General features: G+C 74.8%; 19 protein-coding genes. 11 read left to right on the top strand and 8 right to left on the bottom strand.

Going from position 1 to position 17,244, the window contains the following annotated elements; genetic code table 11:
* The first annotated feature begins 191 nt into the window (after nucleotides 1-191).
* Nucleotides 192-1,247, top strand: a complete 1,056-nt coding sequence (locus DQ239_RS21240) for a transglycosylase family protein (RefSeq protein WP_304541133.1) — start codon at nucleotides 192-194, stop codon at nucleotides 1,245-1,247.
* A gap of 4 nt (nucleotides 1,248-1,251) precedes the next feature.
* Here DQ239_RS21240 and DQ239_RS00375 read toward each other — a convergent pair whose 3' ends face one another.
* On the bottom strand, nucleotides 1,252-2,040 hold the full coding sequence (locus DQ239_RS00375) for a crotonase/enoyl-CoA hydratase family protein (RefSeq protein ID WP_113832295.1): 789 nt from the start codon (nucleotides 2,038-2,040) through the stop codon (nucleotides 1,252-1,254).
* A gap of 79 nt (nucleotides 2,041-2,119) precedes the next feature.
* Between DQ239_RS00375 and DQ239_RS00380 the strand changes: the two genes are divergently transcribed.
* The 4 genes from DQ239_RS00380 to DQ239_RS00395 all read left to right on the top strand — a co-directional run bounded on the left by DQ239_RS00380 (nucleotide 2,120) and on the right by DQ239_RS00395 (nucleotide 5,286).
* A complete protein-coding gene (locus tag DQ239_RS00380) occupies nucleotides 2,120-2,548 on the top strand; it encodes a hypothetical protein (protein ID WP_113832296.1) in 429 nt (142 codons plus the stop codon).
* A 68-nt stretch (nucleotides 2,549-2,616) separates the two neighbouring features.
* Entirely contained in the window at nucleotides 2,617-3,321 is a 705-nt protein-coding gene (locus DQ239_RS00385) for a beta-ketoacyl-ACP reductase (RefSeq protein WP_113832648.1), read from the top strand.
* Complete coding sequence (fabI, locus tag DQ239_RS00390) at nucleotides 3,321-4,094, top strand: enoyl-ACP reductase FabI (RefSeq protein WP_113832297.1); 774 nt, start codon at nucleotides 3,321-3,323, stop codon at nucleotides 4,092-4,094. Before DQ239_RS00385 ends, fabI begins: the two co-directional genes overlap by 1 nt.
* 49 nt (nucleotides 4,095-4,143) lie before the next feature.
* Nucleotides 4,144-5,286, top strand: a complete 1,143-nt coding sequence (locus DQ239_RS00395) for a ferrochelatase (protein ID WP_113832298.1) — start codon at nucleotides 4,144-4,146, stop codon at nucleotides 5,284-5,286.
* Nucleotides 5,287-5,395: 109 nt separating this feature from the next.
* Here the strand turns inward: DQ239_RS00395 and argG are convergent, their stop codons facing one another.
* Both argG and DQ239_RS00405 read right to left on the bottom strand, forming a co-directional pair.
* A complete protein-coding gene (gene argG, locus DQ239_RS00400; protein WP_113832649.1) occupies nucleotides 5,396-6,844 on the bottom strand; it encodes an argininosuccinate synthase in 1,449 nt (482 codons plus the stop codon).
* Between the two features lie 50 nt (nucleotides 6,845-6,894).
* Nucleotides 6,895-7,632, bottom strand: coding sequence for a hypothetical protein (locus DQ239_RS00405; protein ID WP_113832299.1), 738 nt, complete (start codon nucleotides 7,630-7,632; stop codon nucleotides 6,895-6,897).
* Nucleotides 7,633-7,719: 87 nt separating this feature from the next.
* Between DQ239_RS00405 and DQ239_RS00410 the strand changes: the two genes are divergently transcribed.
* The 3 genes from DQ239_RS00410 (at nucleotide 7,720) to DQ239_RS00420 (ending at nucleotide 9,980) form a co-directional block, all read left to right on the top strand.
* A complete protein-coding gene (locus tag DQ239_RS00410) occupies nucleotides 7,720-8,244 on the top strand; it encodes a hypothetical protein (protein ID WP_147251930.1) in 525 nt (174 codons plus the stop codon).
* Between the two features lie 51 nt (nucleotides 8,245-8,295).
* A complete protein-coding gene (locus tag DQ239_RS00415) occupies nucleotides 8,296-8,733 on the top strand; it encodes an NfeD family protein (RefSeq protein ID WP_113832301.1) in 438 nt (145 codons plus the stop codon).
* Nucleotides 8,734-8,810: 77 nt separating this feature from the next.
* Entirely contained in the window at nucleotides 8,811-9,980 is a 1,170-nt protein-coding gene (locus DQ239_RS00420; protein WP_113832651.1) for an SPFH domain-containing protein, read from the top strand.
* A gap of 1 nt (nucleotide 9,981) precedes the next feature.
* Here DQ239_RS00420 and DQ239_RS00425 read toward each other — a convergent pair whose 3' ends face one another.
* From DQ239_RS00425 to DQ239_RS00435, 3 genes are all read right to left on the bottom strand, one after another.
* The gene (locus DQ239_RS00425) at nucleotides 9,982-10,416 is read right to left on the bottom strand and encodes a rhodanese-like domain-containing protein (protein WP_113832650.1); all 435 of its coding nucleotides are present in this window, start codon (nucleotides 10,414-10,416) and stop codon (nucleotides 9,982-9,984) included.
* 196 nt (nucleotides 10,417-10,612) lie between these two features.
* Nucleotides 10,613-11,581 carry an RNA polymerase sigma factor SigF gene (locus tag DQ239_RS00430; RefSeq protein ID WP_233488586.1) on the bottom strand — a complete coding sequence of 323 codons (969 nt, stop codon included), beginning with the start codon at nucleotides 11,579-11,581 and terminating at the stop codon, nucleotides 10,613-10,615.
* Nucleotides 11,578-12,069, bottom strand: coding sequence for an ATP-binding protein (locus DQ239_RS00435; RefSeq protein WP_113832302.1), 492 nt, complete (start codon nucleotides 12,067-12,069; stop codon nucleotides 11,578-11,580). The genes DQ239_RS00430 and DQ239_RS00435 overlap by 4 nt, the downstream gene beginning before the upstream one ends.
* Nucleotides 12,070-12,286: 217 nt before the next feature.
* On the opposite strand from DQ239_RS00435, the gene DQ239_RS00440 reads away from it, so the two are divergent.
* The gene (locus DQ239_RS00440; protein WP_233488587.1) at nucleotides 12,287-14,128 is read left to right on the top strand and encodes a SpoIIE family protein phosphatase; all 1,842 of its coding nucleotides are present in this window, start codon (nucleotides 12,287-12,289) and stop codon (nucleotides 14,126-14,128) included.
* A gap of 79 nt (nucleotides 14,129-14,207) precedes the next feature.
* Entirely contained in the window at nucleotides 14,208-15,194 is a 987-nt protein-coding gene (locus DQ239_RS00445; protein ID WP_113832303.1) for a DNA topoisomerase IB, read from the top strand.
* A gap of 63 nt (nucleotides 15,195-15,257) precedes the next feature.
* Here the strand turns inward: DQ239_RS00445 and DQ239_RS00450 are convergent, their stop codons facing one another.
* The gene (locus DQ239_RS00450; protein ID WP_113832304.1) at nucleotides 15,258-15,656 is read right to left on the bottom strand and encodes an STAS domain-containing protein; all 399 of its coding nucleotides are present in this window, start codon (nucleotides 15,654-15,656) and stop codon (nucleotides 15,258-15,260) included.
* Between the two features lie 258 nt (nucleotides 15,657-15,914).
* Nucleotides 15,915-16,355: a hypothetical protein gene (locus tag DQ239_RS00455; RefSeq protein ID WP_113832305.1), complete on the bottom strand. Its 441-nt coding sequence runs from the start codon at nucleotides 16,353-16,355 to the stop codon at nucleotides 15,915-15,917.
* A 182-nt stretch (nucleotides 16,356-16,537) separates the two neighbouring features.
* Between DQ239_RS00455 and DQ239_RS00460 the strand changes: the two genes are divergently transcribed.
* Entirely contained in the window at nucleotides 16,538-17,122 is a 585-nt protein-coding gene (locus tag DQ239_RS00460) for a DUF1360 domain-containing protein (protein WP_113832306.1), read from the top strand.
* Nucleotides 17,123-17,244: the final 122 nt, after the last annotated feature.

Raw genomic sequence — 17,244 nt, forward strand, 5'->3', positions numbered from 1 at the left:
CCATCCCGTGGCGGAGCGAAATTTCCGGTCGGCGAAGGACCAGGCCAGGCCGCCGAAACGGGCGCCGGGGCCGGCGCCGAGCTGTGCACGGACTCCCGAACGCAGGGACGCTGGTCCGGGAGCGACGGCCGACGAGAGGGTGGCGGGTGCAGCGGATCAGCGGATCACGACCAGCGAGGTGCCGGGCGGTCGTGGTCACCGTCGCACTCGTGCTCGGGGTGGCGGGAGCCACCGGAACGGCCGCCGCGGCCCCGTCCGACGACGACGTCGCGGCCGCCCAGCAGGCCGCCGACGCGGCCGCCGCCCAGGTGGGCGAGCTGCTCACCGAGGAGGGCAGCGTGCGGGCCGCGCTGGACCGGGCCGATGCCGACGCCGCGGCCGCACTCGGCCGGTACGAGGCCGAGCAGGCCCGGCTGGCGGAGGTCCGGGCCTCCGCCGGGCGCGCCCGCGCCGCCGCCGACGGCGCCGCGGCCGAGGTCGAGTCCGCGCGGACGGAGCTGGCCGCGTTCGCGCGGCGCAGCTACATCGACGGCACCGCGTCGGCCGGGATGCGCGCGCTGCTGACCGCCACCGGTCCGGCGCAGATGCTCGAGCGCGCGGCGCTGCTCGATGCCGCCGGCCAGGGGCGCAGCGCCGCCCTCGACCGGTTCACCGCCGTGCAGCAGGACGCCGAGGAGAGCGCCGCCTCCGCGGACGGGGCGCTGGCCGAGGCCGCCGACGTCGAACGGGAGGCCGCGGCCGCGCTGGCGTCCGCGCAGGAGGCACAGGCGGAGGCCCGGCAGGCGTCCGCCGCCTTCCAGACGCGGCAGGCCGACCTGCGGTCCCGGCTGGAGTCGGCCCGCGCGGAGATCGTGGACCTGCAGCGCGAGCAGGCCGCCTCGCGAGCGGCCCGCCCGGCGCCCGCGCCGGCCCCCGAGCCCGCTCCCGCTCCTCCGGAGCCCCGGCCGTCGGTCGCCGCCGCGCCGGCACCGGCACCGGCACCGGCGGCGCCCGCGCCGGTGCCGGTCTCCCGCCGCGACTGGGACGCCGTCGCGCAGTGCGAGTCCGGCGGCAACTGGTCCATCAACACCGGCAACGGCTACTACGGTGGCCTGCAGTTCTCCGCCGGCACCTGGACCGGCCACGGCGGCGGCGCCTACGCCCCGCGGGCCGACCTCGCCACGCGGGAGGAGCAGATCGCCGTCGCCGAGCGGGTGCTGGCGACCCAGGGCAAGGGCGCCTGGCCCACCTGCGGCCGCAACCTCTGAGCGGTCAGCCGCCGAGGCGGGCCCGGACGACGGCGGCCTGCTCGGGCGAGCCGATGAGTTGCCCGATCTCGCGCTGCTCGGCGGCGAGGCCCTCGGCGAGCGGCACCCGCCCGGCGAGATCGACGAGCCGCTTGACCGCCCGGGTGGCGGTGCGGCTGTGCCCGGCGATCTCGGCGGCCAGTGCCAGCGCGGCAGCCAGCGGATCGGCCTCCTCGCGGGTGGCCAGCCCCAGCCGGACCGCCTCGGTGCCCGACACCCGGCGCCCGGTCAGCGCGAGCTCCTTGGCGACGTCGCGGCCGACGAGCTCGGGCAGCAGCTGGGTGCCGCACATGTCGGGGCAGATGCCCCACTGGATCTCCATCAGCGACAGCTGCGCGTCGGGGGCGACCAGCCGGATGTTGGCACCCAGGGCGATCTGCAGCCCGCCGCCGAACGCGTACCCGTGCACCGCGGCGATCACCGGTGCGGGCACCAGCGACCACACGTGCACGGCCTGCTGGGCCAGCGCCCCGGCCGCCCCGAGCGGCTCCCGCGGTGTGACCTGGCGCGGCCCGCTCTGCTCGGCCATCGCCGCGAACCCGCTGAAGTCCAGGCCGGCGCAGAACGCGCGCCCCGCGCCGGTGAGCACCACCGCGCCAACGTCGTCCCGCTCCATCAGCTCGCGCCCGGTGGCGACGATCGCCTCGAACATCGGCGTGTCCAGGGCGTTCATCTTGTCGGGGCGGTCGAGCCGGACGGTCGCGACGCCGTCGGCCACCTCCAGCGCTACGCGGTGCGGGTCCTCGGATGCCATCTGGGCTGTCTACGGGCGGGACGACGGCCGTGTCAACGCGCGCCCGGTGCCCGCCGACCGGCGTCCCTAGGCTGCGGCCATGAGCGCCCCGGCCCGCACCGCTGCCCGGCTGCTGCTCGGCGCAGCCATGGTGGGGGCGGGCGTGCTGCACCTGACCACCCAGCGGCAGGAGTTCCGGGCGCAGGTGCCCGCGTGGTTCCCCGTGGACGAGGGCCTCACGGTGCTCGGCTCCGGCGTCGTGGAGATCGCGCTGGGGGCCGCCTTCGTCGTGCTGCCCGGGCGGAAGCGGCTGATCGGCGGGCTGCTGGCTGCGTTCTTCGTCGCCATCTTCCCCGGCAACGTCGCGCAGTACCTGGAGGGCACCGACGCGTTCGGCCTGGACACCGACCGCGCGCGCCTGGTCCGGCTGTTCTTCCAGCCGCTGCTCGTGCTGTGGGCGCTGTACGGCGGCGGCTGGCTGCGGCGCGACAGGCGCGGTGCCGACGCCCCGGGCGGTACCCGCCGGTAGGGAGTGCGGCGCGGAGCCACGGGATAGGTTCGACGCAGGACAGCGGCGTCGTCGGCAGGGGAGTGCACGTGGGCAGATCGGTGCTGGTGACCGGCGGCAACCGAGGCATCGGCCTGGCGATCGCCCGGTCCTTCGCCGAGCAGGGCGACGCCGTGGCCGTCACCCACCGCGGCAGCGGCGCACCCGACGGGCTGTTCGGCGTGCAGTGCGACGTCACCAGCAGCGAGGACGTCGACCGCGCCTTCTCCGAGATCGAGGCGCACCAGGGCCCGGTCGAGGTGCTGGTGAGCAACGCCGGCATCACCCGGGACGGGCTGCTCATGCGGATGAAGGAGGAGGACTTCGCCGACGTCGTCGACGCCAACCTCACCGCGGCCTACCGGGTGGCCAAGCGGGCCACTGCCAAGATGGTCCGCGCCCGCTCCGGCCGGATGATCTTCGTGAGCTCCGTCGTCGGCCTGCTCGGCTCGGCCGGCCAGACCAACTACGCGGCGTCCAAGTCCGGCCTGGTCGGCCTCGCGCGCTCGATCGCCCGGGAGCTGGGGAGCCGCAACATCACGGCCAACGTGGTCGCCCCCGGGTTCGTCACCACGGACATGACCGCGGCGCTGCCCGAGGCCCGGCAGCAGGAGATCCTGGGGCAGGTGCCGCTGGGGCGGTACGCCTCGGCGGAGGAGGTGGCCGGCGTCGTGCGCTTCCTGGCCTCCGACGCGGCGGGCTACATCACCGGGGCGGTCGTCCCGGTCGACGGCGGACTGGGGATGGGTCACTGATGAGCGGGATTCTCGACGGTAAGAAGGTGCTCGTCACCGGCGTCCTGACCGAGGCGTCGATCGCGTTCGCGACTGCGCGCATCGCCCAGGAGCAGGGCGCCACCGTCGTCCTGTCGAACTTCGGGCGGGCGCTGTCGCTGTGCCAGCGGATCGCCAAGCGGTTGCCGCAGGAGGCGGCCGTCGTCGAGCTCGACGTGACCGACCCCGACCACCTCTCCTCGCTGGCCGACCGGCTCCGCGAGCTGGGTGTCGATCGCCTCGACGGCGTCGTGCACTCCATCGGCTTCGCGCCGCAGGAGGCGATGGGCGAGGGCTTCCCCGAGGTCGCCTGGGAGCACGCCGCCACCGCCTTCCAGGTGTCGGCCTGGTCCTACGCCTCGCTCACCCAGGCCTGCCGGCCGCTGCTCGCGAACCCCTCCTCGGTCGTGGGCCTGACCTTCGACGCCTCCGTCGCCTGGCCGGTCTACGGCTGGATGGGCGCGGCCAAGGCGGCCCTGGAGTCGACCAGCCGGTACGTCGCCCGCGAGCTCGGGCCGCAGGGCGTGCGGTCCAACATCGTCGCCGCCGGCCCGCTCCGCAGCATGGCCATGAAGTCGATCCCTGGCAGCGCCCAGTTCGAGGAGGCCTGGGAGGGCCGGGCGCCGCTGGGCTGGTCGGTCACCGACACCGCCCCCGCGGGCAAGGCCGTCGTCGCGCTGCTGTCCGACTGGTTCCCCGCCACCACCGGCGAGATCGTCCACGTCGACGGGGGCTTCCACGCCGTCGGCGTGTGACGTCCCCGACCCTCGCATCCAGCACCGCTCCGCAACAGGAAAGAAGCTCGTGCCCCGCGCCATCGTCGACATCACCCCTGCCGGTCAGCGCCCCGACGAGGACCCCTCGCTGGCCGCCCGCAACAACGGCGGCGTCGAGCCGTCGTCCGCCCCCGCCCCGGCCGGCCGCCGCGAGGCGCTGCTGCTCCTCTCGTTCGGCGGCCCCGAGGGCCACGACGACGTGATGCCGTTCCTCGAGAACGTCACCCGCGGCCGTGGCATCCCGCGCGAGCGGCTGGAGGAGGTCGCCGAGCACTACCACCACTTCGGCGGCGTCAGCCCGATCAACGACCAGAACAAGGCGCTGCTCGCCGCGCTGGAGGACGGGCTGCGGTCCGCCGGCATCGACCTGCCGGTCTACTGGGGCAACCGCAACTGGGCGCCCTACGTCGAGGACGTCTGGCAGCAGATGGCCGACGACGGCATCGAGCACGTCTACGTCCTGGCGACGTCGGCCTACGCCTCGTTCTCCGGGTGCCGGCAGTACCACGAGGACGTCGCCCGGGCCCGCGCCGCGATGACCGGGGACGCCGCGGCGCCCGGCGGTCCGACGGCGGAGAAGCTGCCGCACTACTTCGACGCCGAGGGCTTCGTGCGCGCCAACGCCGACGCGCTGGCCGCCGCGCTGGACGGGCTCCCCGACGGCGTCCGGGACGGCGCCCGGCTGGTCGCGACCGCGCACAGCATCCCCGACGTCATGGCCGCCGTCGCCGGGCCGGACGGGCACGCCTACGAGGCCGAGCTGGAGGCCGCTGCGCGCATCGTGGTCGACCGCGTCGCGCCCGGGCGCCCGGTCGACCTGGTGTGGCAGAGCCGCAGCGGCCCGCCGTCGGTGCCGTGGCTGGAGCCGGACGTCAACGACCACCTGCGGGCGCTCGCCGAGGCGGGGGAGAAGGCCGTGGTCCTCTTCCCGGTCGGCTTCGTCAGCGACCACCTCGAGGTGATCTGGGACCTCGACAACGAGGCCAAGGAGACCGCCGAGGAGCTGGGGCTGGCCTTCGCCCGCGCCGCGACGGCGGGTACCCACCCGGCCTTCGTCGGCTCGCTGGTCGAGCTGCTGGCCGAGCGTCGCGCCGGGGGAGAGCCGAGGCTGGGCACCAACTGCCCGGCGAACTGCTGCTTCGTGCCCCCGCGCCCGCGTCCCACCAGCTGAGGCGCGCCGTTCGCCCTTGCTCTGCGGGCGTTCTTCGTGCTCTGCGGGTTCTGCAGGACCCGCAGAGCACGAGGAACGCCCGGGAAGTGGCGTTCCTCGGGCGTCGGCGTCAGTCGGTGCCGGACTCCATCGCCGCGCGGTCGAGCAGCTCGTCGTGCTCGGACACCCGGCCGCGGCTGGCGATCGCCTCGGCACCACCCTGGACCGAGGCGTCGATGAGACCGGTGGACGCCGCCTGCGCGGCCCCGATCGCGGCCTGCACCGAGCCCCCGACCATCCCGATCCGGGCGTACTGCTCGAGGCGGGCCCGGGAGTCGGCGATGTCCAGGTTGCGCATGGTCAGCTGGCCGATCCGGTCGACCGGCCCGAACGCGGAGTCCGAGGTGCGCTCCATCGACAGCTTGTCCGGGTGGTAGCTGAACGAGGGGCCGGTCGTGTCGAGGACCGAGTAGTCCTCCCCGCGCCGCAGCCGGATCGTCACCTCGCCGGACACGGCCATGCCGACCCAGCGCTGCAGCGACTCCCGGAGCATCAGCGCCTGGGGGTCCAGCCAGCGGCCCTCGTACATCAGCCGGCCCAGGCGACGTCCCTCGGAGTGGTAGGTCGCCAGGGTGTCCTCGTTGTGGATCGCGTTGACCAGCCGCTCGTAGGCGATGTGCAGCAGCGCCATGCCCGGCGCCTCGTAGATGCCGCGGCTCTTGGCCTCGATAATCCGGTTCTCGATCTGGTCGGACATGCCCAGTCCGTGCCGGCCGCCGATGGCGTTGGCCGCCATCACCAGGTCGACGGCGGAGGCGAACGGCTTGCCGTCGATGGTGACCGGCCGGCCCTGCTCGAAGCCGATGGTCACCGTCTCCGGCTCGATCTCCACCGCGGGGTCCCAGAAGCGGACGCCCATGATCGGCTCGACGCTCTCGATGCCGGTGTCCAGGTGCTCGAGCGTCTTGGCCTCGTGGGTGGCGCCCCAGATGTTGGCGTCGGTGGAGTAGGCCTTCTCGGCGCTGTCGCGGTAGGGGAGGCCGTGGGCGACCAGCCACTCCGACATCTCCTTGCGCCCGCCGAGCTCGGTGACGAAGTCGGCGTCCAGCCACGGCTTGTAGATCCGCAGCCCCGGGTTGGCCAGCAGGCCGTAGCGGTAGAACCGCTCGATGTCGTTGCCCTTGTAGGTCGAGCCGTCGCCCCAGATCTGGACGTCGTCCTCGAGCATGGCGCGCACCAGCAGCGTGCCGGTGACCGCGCGGCCCAGCGGGGTGGTGTTGAAGTAGCTGCGCCCGCCGGAGCGGATGTGGAAGGCGCCGCAGGTCAGTGCGGCCAGCCCCTCCTCGACCAGCGCGGCCCGGCAGTCGACCAGGCGCGCCAGCTCGGCACCGTAGGCGGCGGCGCGGCCGGGGACCGAGTCGATGTCGGGCTCGTCGTACTGGCCGATGTCGGCGGTGTAGGTGCACGGGACGGCGCCTTTGTCGCGCATCCACGCCACGGCGACCGACGTGTCGAGGCCGCCGGAGAACGCGATGCCGACGCGTTCGCCGACCGGGAGGGACGTGAGGACCTTGGACACGAGCACAAGTATTCACGACTCTGCATGACCATGCAGCACCGGGTCCGGGGTCAGCGCGGCAGCGCGTTGTAGGCCGCCGTCACCGCCTCGCGCACGGCTGCCGAGAGCGGCCGGAGGACGGCGTCGCGCCGGGCCGCCTGGGCCTGGTTCACCGCCCCACCCGGGGCGTCGGCCATCGCCAGGTCGAGGACGGCGGCGACGCGCAGCGCCCGGCCCAGGATGGACAGCGCGAGCGGGTCGGAGTCCGGCGGCAGGCCCCGGGACGGCGTCGGCCGGGCCAGCCCCGCGAGGAGCTCCGGCACCTCGGGGTGCCAGCGCGCCAGGTCGAGCTCGGCCAGGGTGCGGGCGGAGCCGCTCACGGCGAGGTCCAGCGCGCCCGACGCCGCCCGCAGCGTCCCCTCGACCGGCGGGGGCGGGGGCGGCACGCCGTCCAGCCCGAACGCCGTCCACTGCAGGACCTCCGGGCCGAGCGGTTCGGGCACGAGCACCACGGCGTCGCCGACCGCCGCCTGCCCGGCCTCCAGGGCGGCGGCGGCCAGGCCCGGCACCGCCGGGAGCCCGCGGACGTCGCCGGGCGCGGGCAGCACCAGGCGCAGTCGGCGCTCGCCGAGACCACGCAGGGCGGAGAGGGCCTCGCCCAGGGGGACGGCGCCGTCGGTGCCGGGGAGCCCGCTCACCCGGTGGGCGGTGTCGCCGGTGACGGCGTCGAGGGCTTCGTCGTAGGAGGTGCGGCCGGTGAGCCAGGCGGTGGCCCACGCCGCGAGGCGGCCGGCGGGGAAGTCGTGCACCGGGCGAGGCTACGTCGCCGACGACCGGCGGCGCCGATGGCAGGATCGGCGCGAGTGCTCCTCCCGGGAGCGACAGGGAGGGGCGGCGTGGCGCGACGTCGTGCGCAAGCAGCGCCGCCGCCCGGCCGGAGGACGAACTGGGGCGGCCTGCTCGGGGTGGTCGGGGTGTTCGCCGTGGTGTGGCTGGCAGACGATCCGACCTTCGACGTCCTCGGGCCCTGGCTGGAGTCGCTCGGTGGGTGGCAGCGCGCCGGCGTGGGGGCACTGGTGGGGGCTGCCGCGGCCTCGCCCTCGGCCCTGTACATGGTGCCGCGGATCTGGCGGTGGGCGCGCATCCCGGTCCGGGCGTTCGTCGTCTCGGCCGGCGCGTGGGTGCTCACGGTGTGGCTCCCGCCGAGGAACACGCACGACTGGCGCTTCAGCCAGGCGACCTTCCGCGCGCAGGCCGACTGGTACATCCCCGCCTCCGTCGTCGCCTTCCTGGGCGTGCTGGTCGCCGTGCAGGTCCTGTGGTTCCGGGCGGACCGGCGGCGGAGCGCCACCGTCCTCGAGGAGCACCTGGCCGCGGTGCGTCGCGATCTGGCGCAGGGACGGCGTCGCCGCGGCCGGTGAGTCATCGACCGGCGCGCCGCGTGCCGGCTCCTGCTCTGCCAGACTCCGGCCATGGCTGCCTGGGTGCTCTGGCTGATCGCTGCCGGCCTGTTCGCCGGCGGGGAGATGCTGACGCTCGATCTCGTGCTGCTGATGTTCGCCGGTGGCGCGCTCGGGGGTGCCGCCGTGGCGCTGGCCGGCGGGGCGGTCGCCTTCCAGCTGATCGCGTTCATCGTGGTGTCCCTGGCGCTGCTGGCCGTCGTCCGGCCGATCGCCAAGCGGCACCTGGAGAGCAGCACCCCGCTGCAGCTGGACGGGGTGGACGGGCTGGTCGGGCGCACCGCCGTCGTCACCCGCGCGGTCGACACCGCCGGCGGCCGGATCCGGATGGGGGCCGACGAGTGGTCGGCCCGCACCCAGCACCGCGGCGAGGCCTTCGGCATCGGCGAGACGGTGCGCATCCTGCAGATCGACGGCGCCACCGCCGTCGTGGGCGACGCCCTGGAGTGAACCGTCCACAGGCCCCGTGACTGGACCGGGCCGACGTGGAAGGGTCGGTCAGGAACGCCCCGATGGAGGAGGCCCCCGTGGAACCCGCACTCATCGCCCTGATCGTCCTCGCGCTGCTGCTGGTCCTGGTCCTGGCCAAGAGCGTGACCATCGTGCCGCAGGCGCAGGCCAAGGTGGTCGAGCGGCTGGGCCGCTACAGCCGCACGCTGACCCCCGGGCTGTCGATCCTGGTGCCGTTCGTCGACCGCGTGCGGGCGACCATCGACCTGCGCGAGCAGGTCGTCTCCTTCCCGCCGCAGCCGGTGATCACCGCGGACAACCTGCAGGTCGGCATCGACACGGTCGTCTACTTCCAGGTCACCGATCCCAAGCTGGCCGTGTACGGCATCGCGAACTACATCACCGGCATGGAGCAGCTGACCACCACGACGCTGCGCAACGTCGTCGGCGGGCTCAACCTCGAGGGCGCGCTGACCGGCCGCGACGGCATCAACAGCCAGCTGCGCGAGGTGCTCGACGGCACGACCGGCCCGTGGGGGCTGCGGGTGGCCCGGGTGGAGATCAAGGCGATCGACCCGCCGCACTCGATCCAGGACTCCATGGAGAAGCAGATGCGCGCCGACCGCGACAAGCGCGCGGTCATCCTCACCGCCGAGGGGCACCGGCAGGCCGCCATCACCTCCGCGGAGGGCGAGAAGGCCTCGGCCATCCTCTCGGCCGAGGGCCGCAAGCAGGCCGCGATCCTGGAAGCCGAGGCGGAGCGGCAGAGCCGGATCCTGCGGGCCGAGGGCGAGCGCGCGGCGCTCTTCCTGCAGGCGCAGGGACAGGCGAAGTCGATCGAGACCGTCTTCCAGGCGATCCACGACGGCAAGCCCGACCAGGGGCTGCTGGCCTACCAGTACCTGCAGACGCTGCCGCAGATCGCCCAGGGCGACGCCAACAAGATGTGGATCGTCCCCAGCGAGTTCAGCAAGGCGCTCGAGGGCCTGGCCAACCTCGGCGGCGCCGGCGACGGCAAGAGCTGGCTGGACGTCGACGCCCCCGTGGACGGGCGCCCCGCTGCTGCCGACGGCGGCATCGACACCAGCAGCTGGTTCGAGTCGCAGCTGCCCAGCGCCGCCGACCAGCCCGAGGCCAAGATCGAGCTGACCAGCATCACCGACTCGACCCCGCTGGTGCCGACGCCCCCGCCGCTGTCGGAGATCACCCCCGAGCTGCCGCAGAACGGGGAGCCCCGCACCGAGTAGATCAGGGCACCGGAGCGGTGAACGGGTCGACCGGGTGCCGGGTGCGCCCGGTCGCCGTGCCGACCGCCAGCCCCTCCCGCGCCCAGTACTCGAAGCCGCCGATCATCTCCTGCACGTTCCGGTAGCCGGCCCGCGCCAGCGCGAGGGCGCCCCGGGTCGAGCCGTTGCACCCCGGGCCCCAGCAGTAGACGACCAGGTGCGGGTCGTCCTTCGGCGGAGGGAGCTCGCCCAGCCGCTCGACCAGCTCGGGCAGGGGGAGGTGGCGGGCCCCCGGGACGTGTCCCTGGTCCCAGGCGGCGCGGCTCCGGACGTCGATCAGCAGCAGGTCGGCCCCGGCCGTGCGCGCGGCGGCGACGTCGGAGGGGTCGGTCTCGTAGCGCAGGCGCGCGGCGAAGTGCGCGATCGCGTCCTGGTCGGGCGGGGTGGTGACGGTCATGCGGCCACCCTCGCCGCCCGGGCGGCCCGGCACGAGAGCCCCGGGCGCCAGCCACCGCAGGAGATCTGCCAGAGGGGTTCGAGCGACGTGGACCGGTCGCGGGGCCCGGAGGGTCCCCGACCGGGACATGGGGAACGGCTCATGTCAGGTCGGGGACGGCTCCTGGTCGCGGTGCGGTCCGAAGGACCGCGGTGTCCTAGTCCTTGAGCAGGCCCTCGCGGAGCTTGGCCAGGGTCTGGCTCAACAGCCGCGACACGTGCATCTGCGAGATGCCGATGTCGGCGGCGATCTGCGACTGGGTCATGTTGCCGAAGAACCGCAGGATGAGGATGCGGCGCTCGCGGGCCGGGATGGTGGCCAGCAGCGGCTGCAGCGACTCCCGGTACTCCACGCCCTCCAGCGCGGCGTCCTCCTCGCCCAGCGTCGCGGCCAGGGTGGGGGAGTCGTCGTCGCCGGACAGGCGCTCGTCCAGCGAGCTGCTGCGGTAGGCGTTGGCGACGGCGAGCCCCTCGAGGACCTCCTCGCGCGGGATGCCCAGGTGCTCGGCCAGCTCGCTGGGCGTGGGCGCCCGGCCGTTCTTCTGCGCCAGCTCGCCGACCGCCGCGTTCAGCGACAGGTGCAGCTCCTGGAGCCGGCGCGGCACCCGCACCGACCAGCCCTGGTCGCGGAAGTGCCGCTTGATCTCGCCAGTGATCGTCGGCACGGCGAAGGAGAGGAACTCCACACCGCGCGTCGGGTCGAACCGGTCGATCGCGGCGATCAGGCCCAGGGTGCCGACCTGCAGCAGGTCGTCGAACGGCTCGCCACGGTTGCTGAACCGGCGGGCGAAGTGCCGGACCAGCGGCAGGTGCTCCTCGACCAGGATCTCCCGCAGCCGCTCCCGGCGCGGGTCGTCCTTGTCCAGGGTCGCCAGCTCGGCGAACAGCGGTGCGGTGCGCTGGGCGCGACGCCGGTTGTCCGAGAGGGGGGCCGCGTCCTCGGCGGCAGGCGCCTCCCCGGCGGGCGTCTCGTCCGTCGCGGAGTCCTCGGCGGACTCCTCGGTGGAGTCCCCGGTCACGGGCAGCTCGGCCGCGGGTGTCTCCTCCGGAGCCTCGCGGGGCTCGGGGGTCCCGCCGTCGCGGGGGATGGCCGTCAACTTCGGATCAGTGGCGGGAGACCGGGTCACCGGGCCACCGAGAGATTCTGCCCGCTCGCGAGCTCCGGAGGCCGCTGCCCCGGCAGGTACTTGTCCATGGCGATCACCGCCACGGGCGAGCCGGACCCGTCGCCGCCCGGGACCTCGGCCTGCGTGGCCGGCCGGCCCTCGACGGCGTCCACGAGGGTGGCGAGGACCGCCCACCCGAACCCGTCACGCGGCACGTCCACGCCCTCGGCGGTGGGCACCCAGGCCTCGATGTGCAGCCCGGAGCGCGTCGTCTCGAAGACGACGGTCATGCGGGCGTCGCCCTCGACGATGTTGGCGAGCGTCGCGCACGCCTCGTCGACGGCCAGCCGGAGGTCCTCGACGCTGTCGAGGTCGTAGTCCATGCGGATGGCGAGGTCACCGGCCATCGCCCGGACCGCGGGCAGCTGCATGGCCGTGATCGGCACACGCAGTTCCAGCCGTTCCGCGCGCCGACCGTCCTGCGCGAGGGCGCCCCTCGAGTCCACCATCCGTTGTTGCTCCTTCGTTCTGACGCCCGGCCGTCTGCCGTGTGGCGTCCATCTTCCCCCCGGCCCCGGGCGGGGCCGCACGGCCCTCGGCGCCGGAAGGGCCGACGGCGACTGCTACCCGCTCGCGGTGTGCCGACAAACGTGCCGCCGGAACGAGCCACCTGGCCTGCCGCGGCGCGGTTGCCGAGGTCCGGGGCCTGTTGTTCCCTGGCGATCGATGAGCACCGACAGCGACGGGCAGCCACACCCTCAGCAGGCACACGGCCCGGACGGGGCCGCGGTGCTGCTCCAGGCGTTGGAGGGCGCGGCGGCGGCGATCTACTGCCTGTCCGGCTCGGGGCGGACGGAGTGGGCGAACGCCAGCGCCCGTGGGCTCGGCGGCGGGCTCGATCAGGTGCCCCCGGTCGACGGCCGACCGCTGCCCTCGGTGGCGGCGGAGGTGACCGCCACCGGCCTGGCCGAGATCCTGCGCGGCCCGCTGGGCGAGGGCGGGCCCGCGGTGACGGTCGTCGTGCGGGCGCTGCCCGTCGCCGGGGAGATCGGCGCGCTGGTCATCCTCGAGCACGACGGCGCCGCCCCCTGGCCGGCACCGGCCGCGCACGCCGTCGAGGCCGCGCAGTCCTCGTTGCTCCCGCCGTTCCTCCCGATGCTCCCCGACCTGGCACTGGCGGGCAGCTACCACCAGGCGACGTCGATCCGGGCCGCCGGCGGCGACTGGTACGACGCGGTGCCCCTCGGCGACGGCCGGCTGGCCCTCGTGGTCGGTGACGCGGTCGGGCACGGCGTGCCCGCGGCGGGCGCCATGAGCCGGCTGCGCGGCGCGATGCGCTCCACGGCGCTGCGCGACCCCGAGCCCCCGGCCGTCCTCGCCGATCTGGACGCCTTCGCCACCCTCATGGACGACGTCGAGGGCGCCTCGGTCTTCTACGGCGTCCTGGACTCCACCACCGGCCACCTCTCGTACACGACCGCCGGCCACCCCGCGCCGCTGGCCGTGGGGAGCGACGGCACCGCCTCGTTCCTGCCGGTCACGCCGCGGCCGCCCCTGGGCAGCCTCCCCGACTCCGGGACGCCGGTGCACGAGTACGTGCTCGAGCAGGGCGCGACGCTGGTGCTGTTCTCCAACGGCGCCCTGGCCGGGGCCGGTGAGGACTGGTCGCACGCCTTCGACCGGCTGGTCGCCGCCTCCCGCGAGGTGCTGGGGCGCCCCGGCGCGGGCGACCCCGCCACGGCGTCGACCCTTGCCGTCGATATCGCCGAGCTGGTGCGGCCGCCGCAGGACTCGCCCGACGACGTCGCCGTGCTGGTCGCCCACCGGCGGGCGGCCAGCCTCCAGCCGCTCCGGCTGGACCTGCTCGCCGTCCCCGCCTCCCTCCCCGGCATCCGGCGGCGGCTCGGCGCCTGGCTCGCCGAGCTGGGGATCAACGAGAACGACCGGGTCGGCGTCATGGCCGCCGTGGGCGAGGCCTGCGCCAACGCCGCGGAGCACGCCTACCGCGGGACGGAGCCCGGGCCGATGTCGGTGCGCGCGCACGTCGACGCCGACGGCGTCCTCACCGTCTCCGTCCACGACGACGGCACCTGGCGGCCGCCGGACCACGACCCCGGCGACCGGGGGCGGGGGCTGCTGATCATGCGGCAGCTCGTGGACGGAGTCGCGCTGGACGACCGGGACGGCACCACGGTCACCCTCACGGTGCGGCTGCGGCACGCCCCGGACGACGAGCCCGCCCCGGGCGGGGGCGCCGAGGGCACGACGATCGTCGTCGACCGGTCCGGCGAGCGCCCCGTCGTGCGCGCGGCCGGGCCGGTGGACGAGGCCGACGCCGAGCAGCTACGGATCCGGCTGCTCGAGGCCAGCCACGGCGGGACCGCCCGGGTGGAGCTCGACCTCGAGGCGGTGACGCTGTTCAGCAGCGCCGCCGTGCGCGTGGTGCTGGCCGTGGCGCGCATCGCCCGCGACGAGGGGTGGCGGCTGGTGGTGCACGCGGCCGAGCGCGGGGTGACCCGCCACGTCCTCGAGGTCAGCGGCCTCGGCGGGCTGGTCGACCTGCGCTGACGGGTGACGGCTCGCCGTCCCGCGTTTGCGCCCGGCCGTGCGTGCCCATCTTCGGTCCGTGAGGCTGCGGCGGAGTGACGTGAACGGAGTCGGGTACCGGCGCCGCCGGGCGGGCCGGGGGTTCGCCTACTACGACGACGACGGCGCGCTGATCAAGGACGACCGGCTGGACCGCATCCGCGGGCTGGCGATCCCGCCGGCCTGGCGCGACGTGTGGATCTGCCCGTGGCCCAACGGCCACATCCAGGCCACCGGGGTCGACGCCGCGGGACGGCGCCAGTACCGCTACCACGACCAGTGGCGGGTCCGGCGCGACGCGGAGAAGCACGAGCGGGTGCTGGAGATCGCCCACCAGCTGCCCGACGTCCGCGACGAGGTGGTGGCGGCGCTGCGGACCCGCGGGCTCAACCGCGAGCGCGTGCTGGCGACGGCGATCCGGCTGCTGGACCTGGGCGCCTTCCGCATCGGCAGCGAGCAGTACGCGGAGGAGAACGGCACCTACGGCCTGGCCACGCTCCGCCGCGAGCACGTGCGGGTGCGGGGGGAGCGGACCTACTTCTCCTACACCGCCAAGGGCGGGATCGAGCGCGAGGTCGAGCTCACCGACCGGCCCACGGCCACGGTGGTGCGCCAGCTCGTGGAGCGGCCCGAGGGCACGGGGGAGGAGCTGCTGGCCTACCAGGTGGAGGACGGCACCTGGCGGGACGTCACCAGCGGCGAGATCAACGCCTACCTCAAGGAGATCAGCGGCGCGGAGATCACCGCCAAGGACTTCCGGACCTGGAACGCCACGGTGCTCATGGCCGCGAAGCTGGCCGAGGCGCCGCCGGCCAGCTCGCGGACCGCGCGGAAGAAGATCGTGAGCGCTGCCTACAAGGAGGTCAGCGAGCAGCTGGGCAACACCCCGGCGGTGTGCAAGGCCAGCTACGTCGACCCGCGGGTGGTGGACCGGTTCGAGCACGGCGAGACCGTGGCCGCGGCGCTCGGGAAGGCGGAGCAGGCCCGGGCCGACCGGGACGTGCAGCGCGTGCTGGAACAGGCCGTCTGCCAGCTGCTCTCGGCGTAGAACGACGACAGGCCCCTGCGGAGCAGGAGCCTGTCGTCATCGGCCTCGGGACGAGGCCCCCGTTCAGCGGGCGGTGCTGTCGGCGATCGTGAAGAGGTCGATCAGGCCGGTCACCTCGAGCGGGCGCGTGACGGCGCGCGTCGTGGCGATGAGGCGCAGGGCGACCTCACGGCTGCGGGCGGACTTCTGCGTCTCCACGAGCACGGCCAGGCCGGCCGAACCCAGGAACTGGACGCCGGACAGGTCGATCACCAGCTCGCGCGGGGACTGCTCCAGCTGGCTGTCCAGCGTCGAGCGCAGCACGGGAGCGGTGAAGGTGTCCACCTCGCCGACGACCTTCACCGTCACCACGCCGTCCTCGTCGGTGGAGGTGGAGAGCGTGATCACGTCGTCGAAGGGCGCCTCGGTGCCTTCGGTCGACACGTCGGGCTGCCCCTCGGCGGGCAGGTCGGAAGTGGTCACGGACGGTGCTCCTCTCGGCGGCGGCGCAGGGGCACACCGCCCGGTCAATCTACCGCTGCGCGTCCAGCGCGCGGACGGCCGGATCGCCGCGCATGGTCGACGCGGCCGGAGCCGGATCCTCGTGGGAACCGTCCCCGGTACGGCTGCCTGCTCAACCGCGGACCAAAGGTAGACAACGCCGAGGGCGCGCGCCAACCCGCCCCGGCAGTTCGGGGCGGGTGTCGCGTCCAGAGGCCGGTCCGGGGGCGGACCCCGGGATCAGCCGTCGGTGAGGTGGACCGCGGACTCCTCGGGGCCCTCGCCGCCGATCGCGGCGTCCCCGGTGGCCTCCATGTCGTCGGCCGTGCGGTTGGTGCCCGAGTCGCTGTCCGGGGTCGTGTTCAGGTCCTGCTCGAGCTGGACGTCCGCGCGCTGCGGGTCCTCGGCGGGGCGCACGTCGGGGACGTCGTCGGGGATCTCGCGGGCCAGCCGGCCGGAGAGCGACTCGCCCTCGGCCTGCTCGGCGGCGGTGGTGCCGAAGTCGGCCGACGCGGTCGGGCTCTCCCCGGGCAGCGCCTGGAACTGGGGGTCCTCGGCGCGCTCCATGGTGGGGGAGTCGTCCTGCGCCACCTCGGGGATGCCGTCGTCCTCGGGGAAGATGTCGCGGGCGGTCTGGCCCTCGGTCTGGGTGGTCCCGTCGGTGGTGCCGGGGTCGGTCATGGGCGTCTCCGTTCGTCGCGCGGGCGCACCCGCTGCTCGTCGTCCCCGGGGGGACGGTGGGCCGGTCCAGGGGGCCGGCGTCGTGGCTCGCCCCTACCCGTGACCCCCGCCGACATGCCTGATGTGCGGTGCGGCACGGCGCCCCCGGGTTCGCCGGGAGACGGCGGGGGTAGCGCCGCCCCATGGAGATCGCAGACGAGGTGCAGCGGATCGGGGCCCCGGTCCGCCGGTGGGCCCGCACGCAGAAGCGCGAGTACACCCAGGGCGAGGCCCGCCCACTGGGCGCGGACCTGGGCGCGATGGGCGTCTACGTCGGCCTGGTGTCGGCGGCTGCTGCGGCGGTGCGGTCCTCGCGCGCCGAGCTGCCCGAGCGGATCCCGTTCGGCGACGCCGCGCTGATGACCGTGGCCACCTTCCGGCTGGCCCGGCGGATCGCGAAGGACCCCGTGACCGCGCCGCTGCGGGCGCCGTTCGTCCGCTTCGAGGGGCCGTCGGGGCACGCGGAGATCGCGGAGGAGGTGCGCGAGCACGGCGGTGTCAAGCACGCGGTCGGGGAGCTGCTCACCTGCCCGTTCTGCCTGGCGCAGTGGGTGGGCACGGGGTTCGTGTTCGGCTACGTCGCCGCGCCCAAGGCCACCCGGCTGGCCGCCCTGACGATGACGATGGTGGCCGGCTCCGACGTCCTGCAGTTCGTCTACGACGCGATCCAGAACGGCGGGCCGTCGCCGTCCCAGGGGTCGGCGGAGGCCGACGGCGTCGAGGCCTGACGTCCTCCGACCGGGGGAGACGAGGAGCCGGTCGACCTGCCGGGACCGGCCCCGCGGACCTATCGTGTGATCTTGACCCGGAACGGGTCGCACGGGGCCCACCTCGGGTCCCCCTCGGGAAG

The sequence above is a fragment of the Blastococcus sp. TF02-09 genome, from assembly GCF_003319105.1.
Classification (GTDB): Bacteria; Actinomycetota; Actinomycetes; order Mycobacteriales; family Geodermatophilaceae; genus Blastococcus.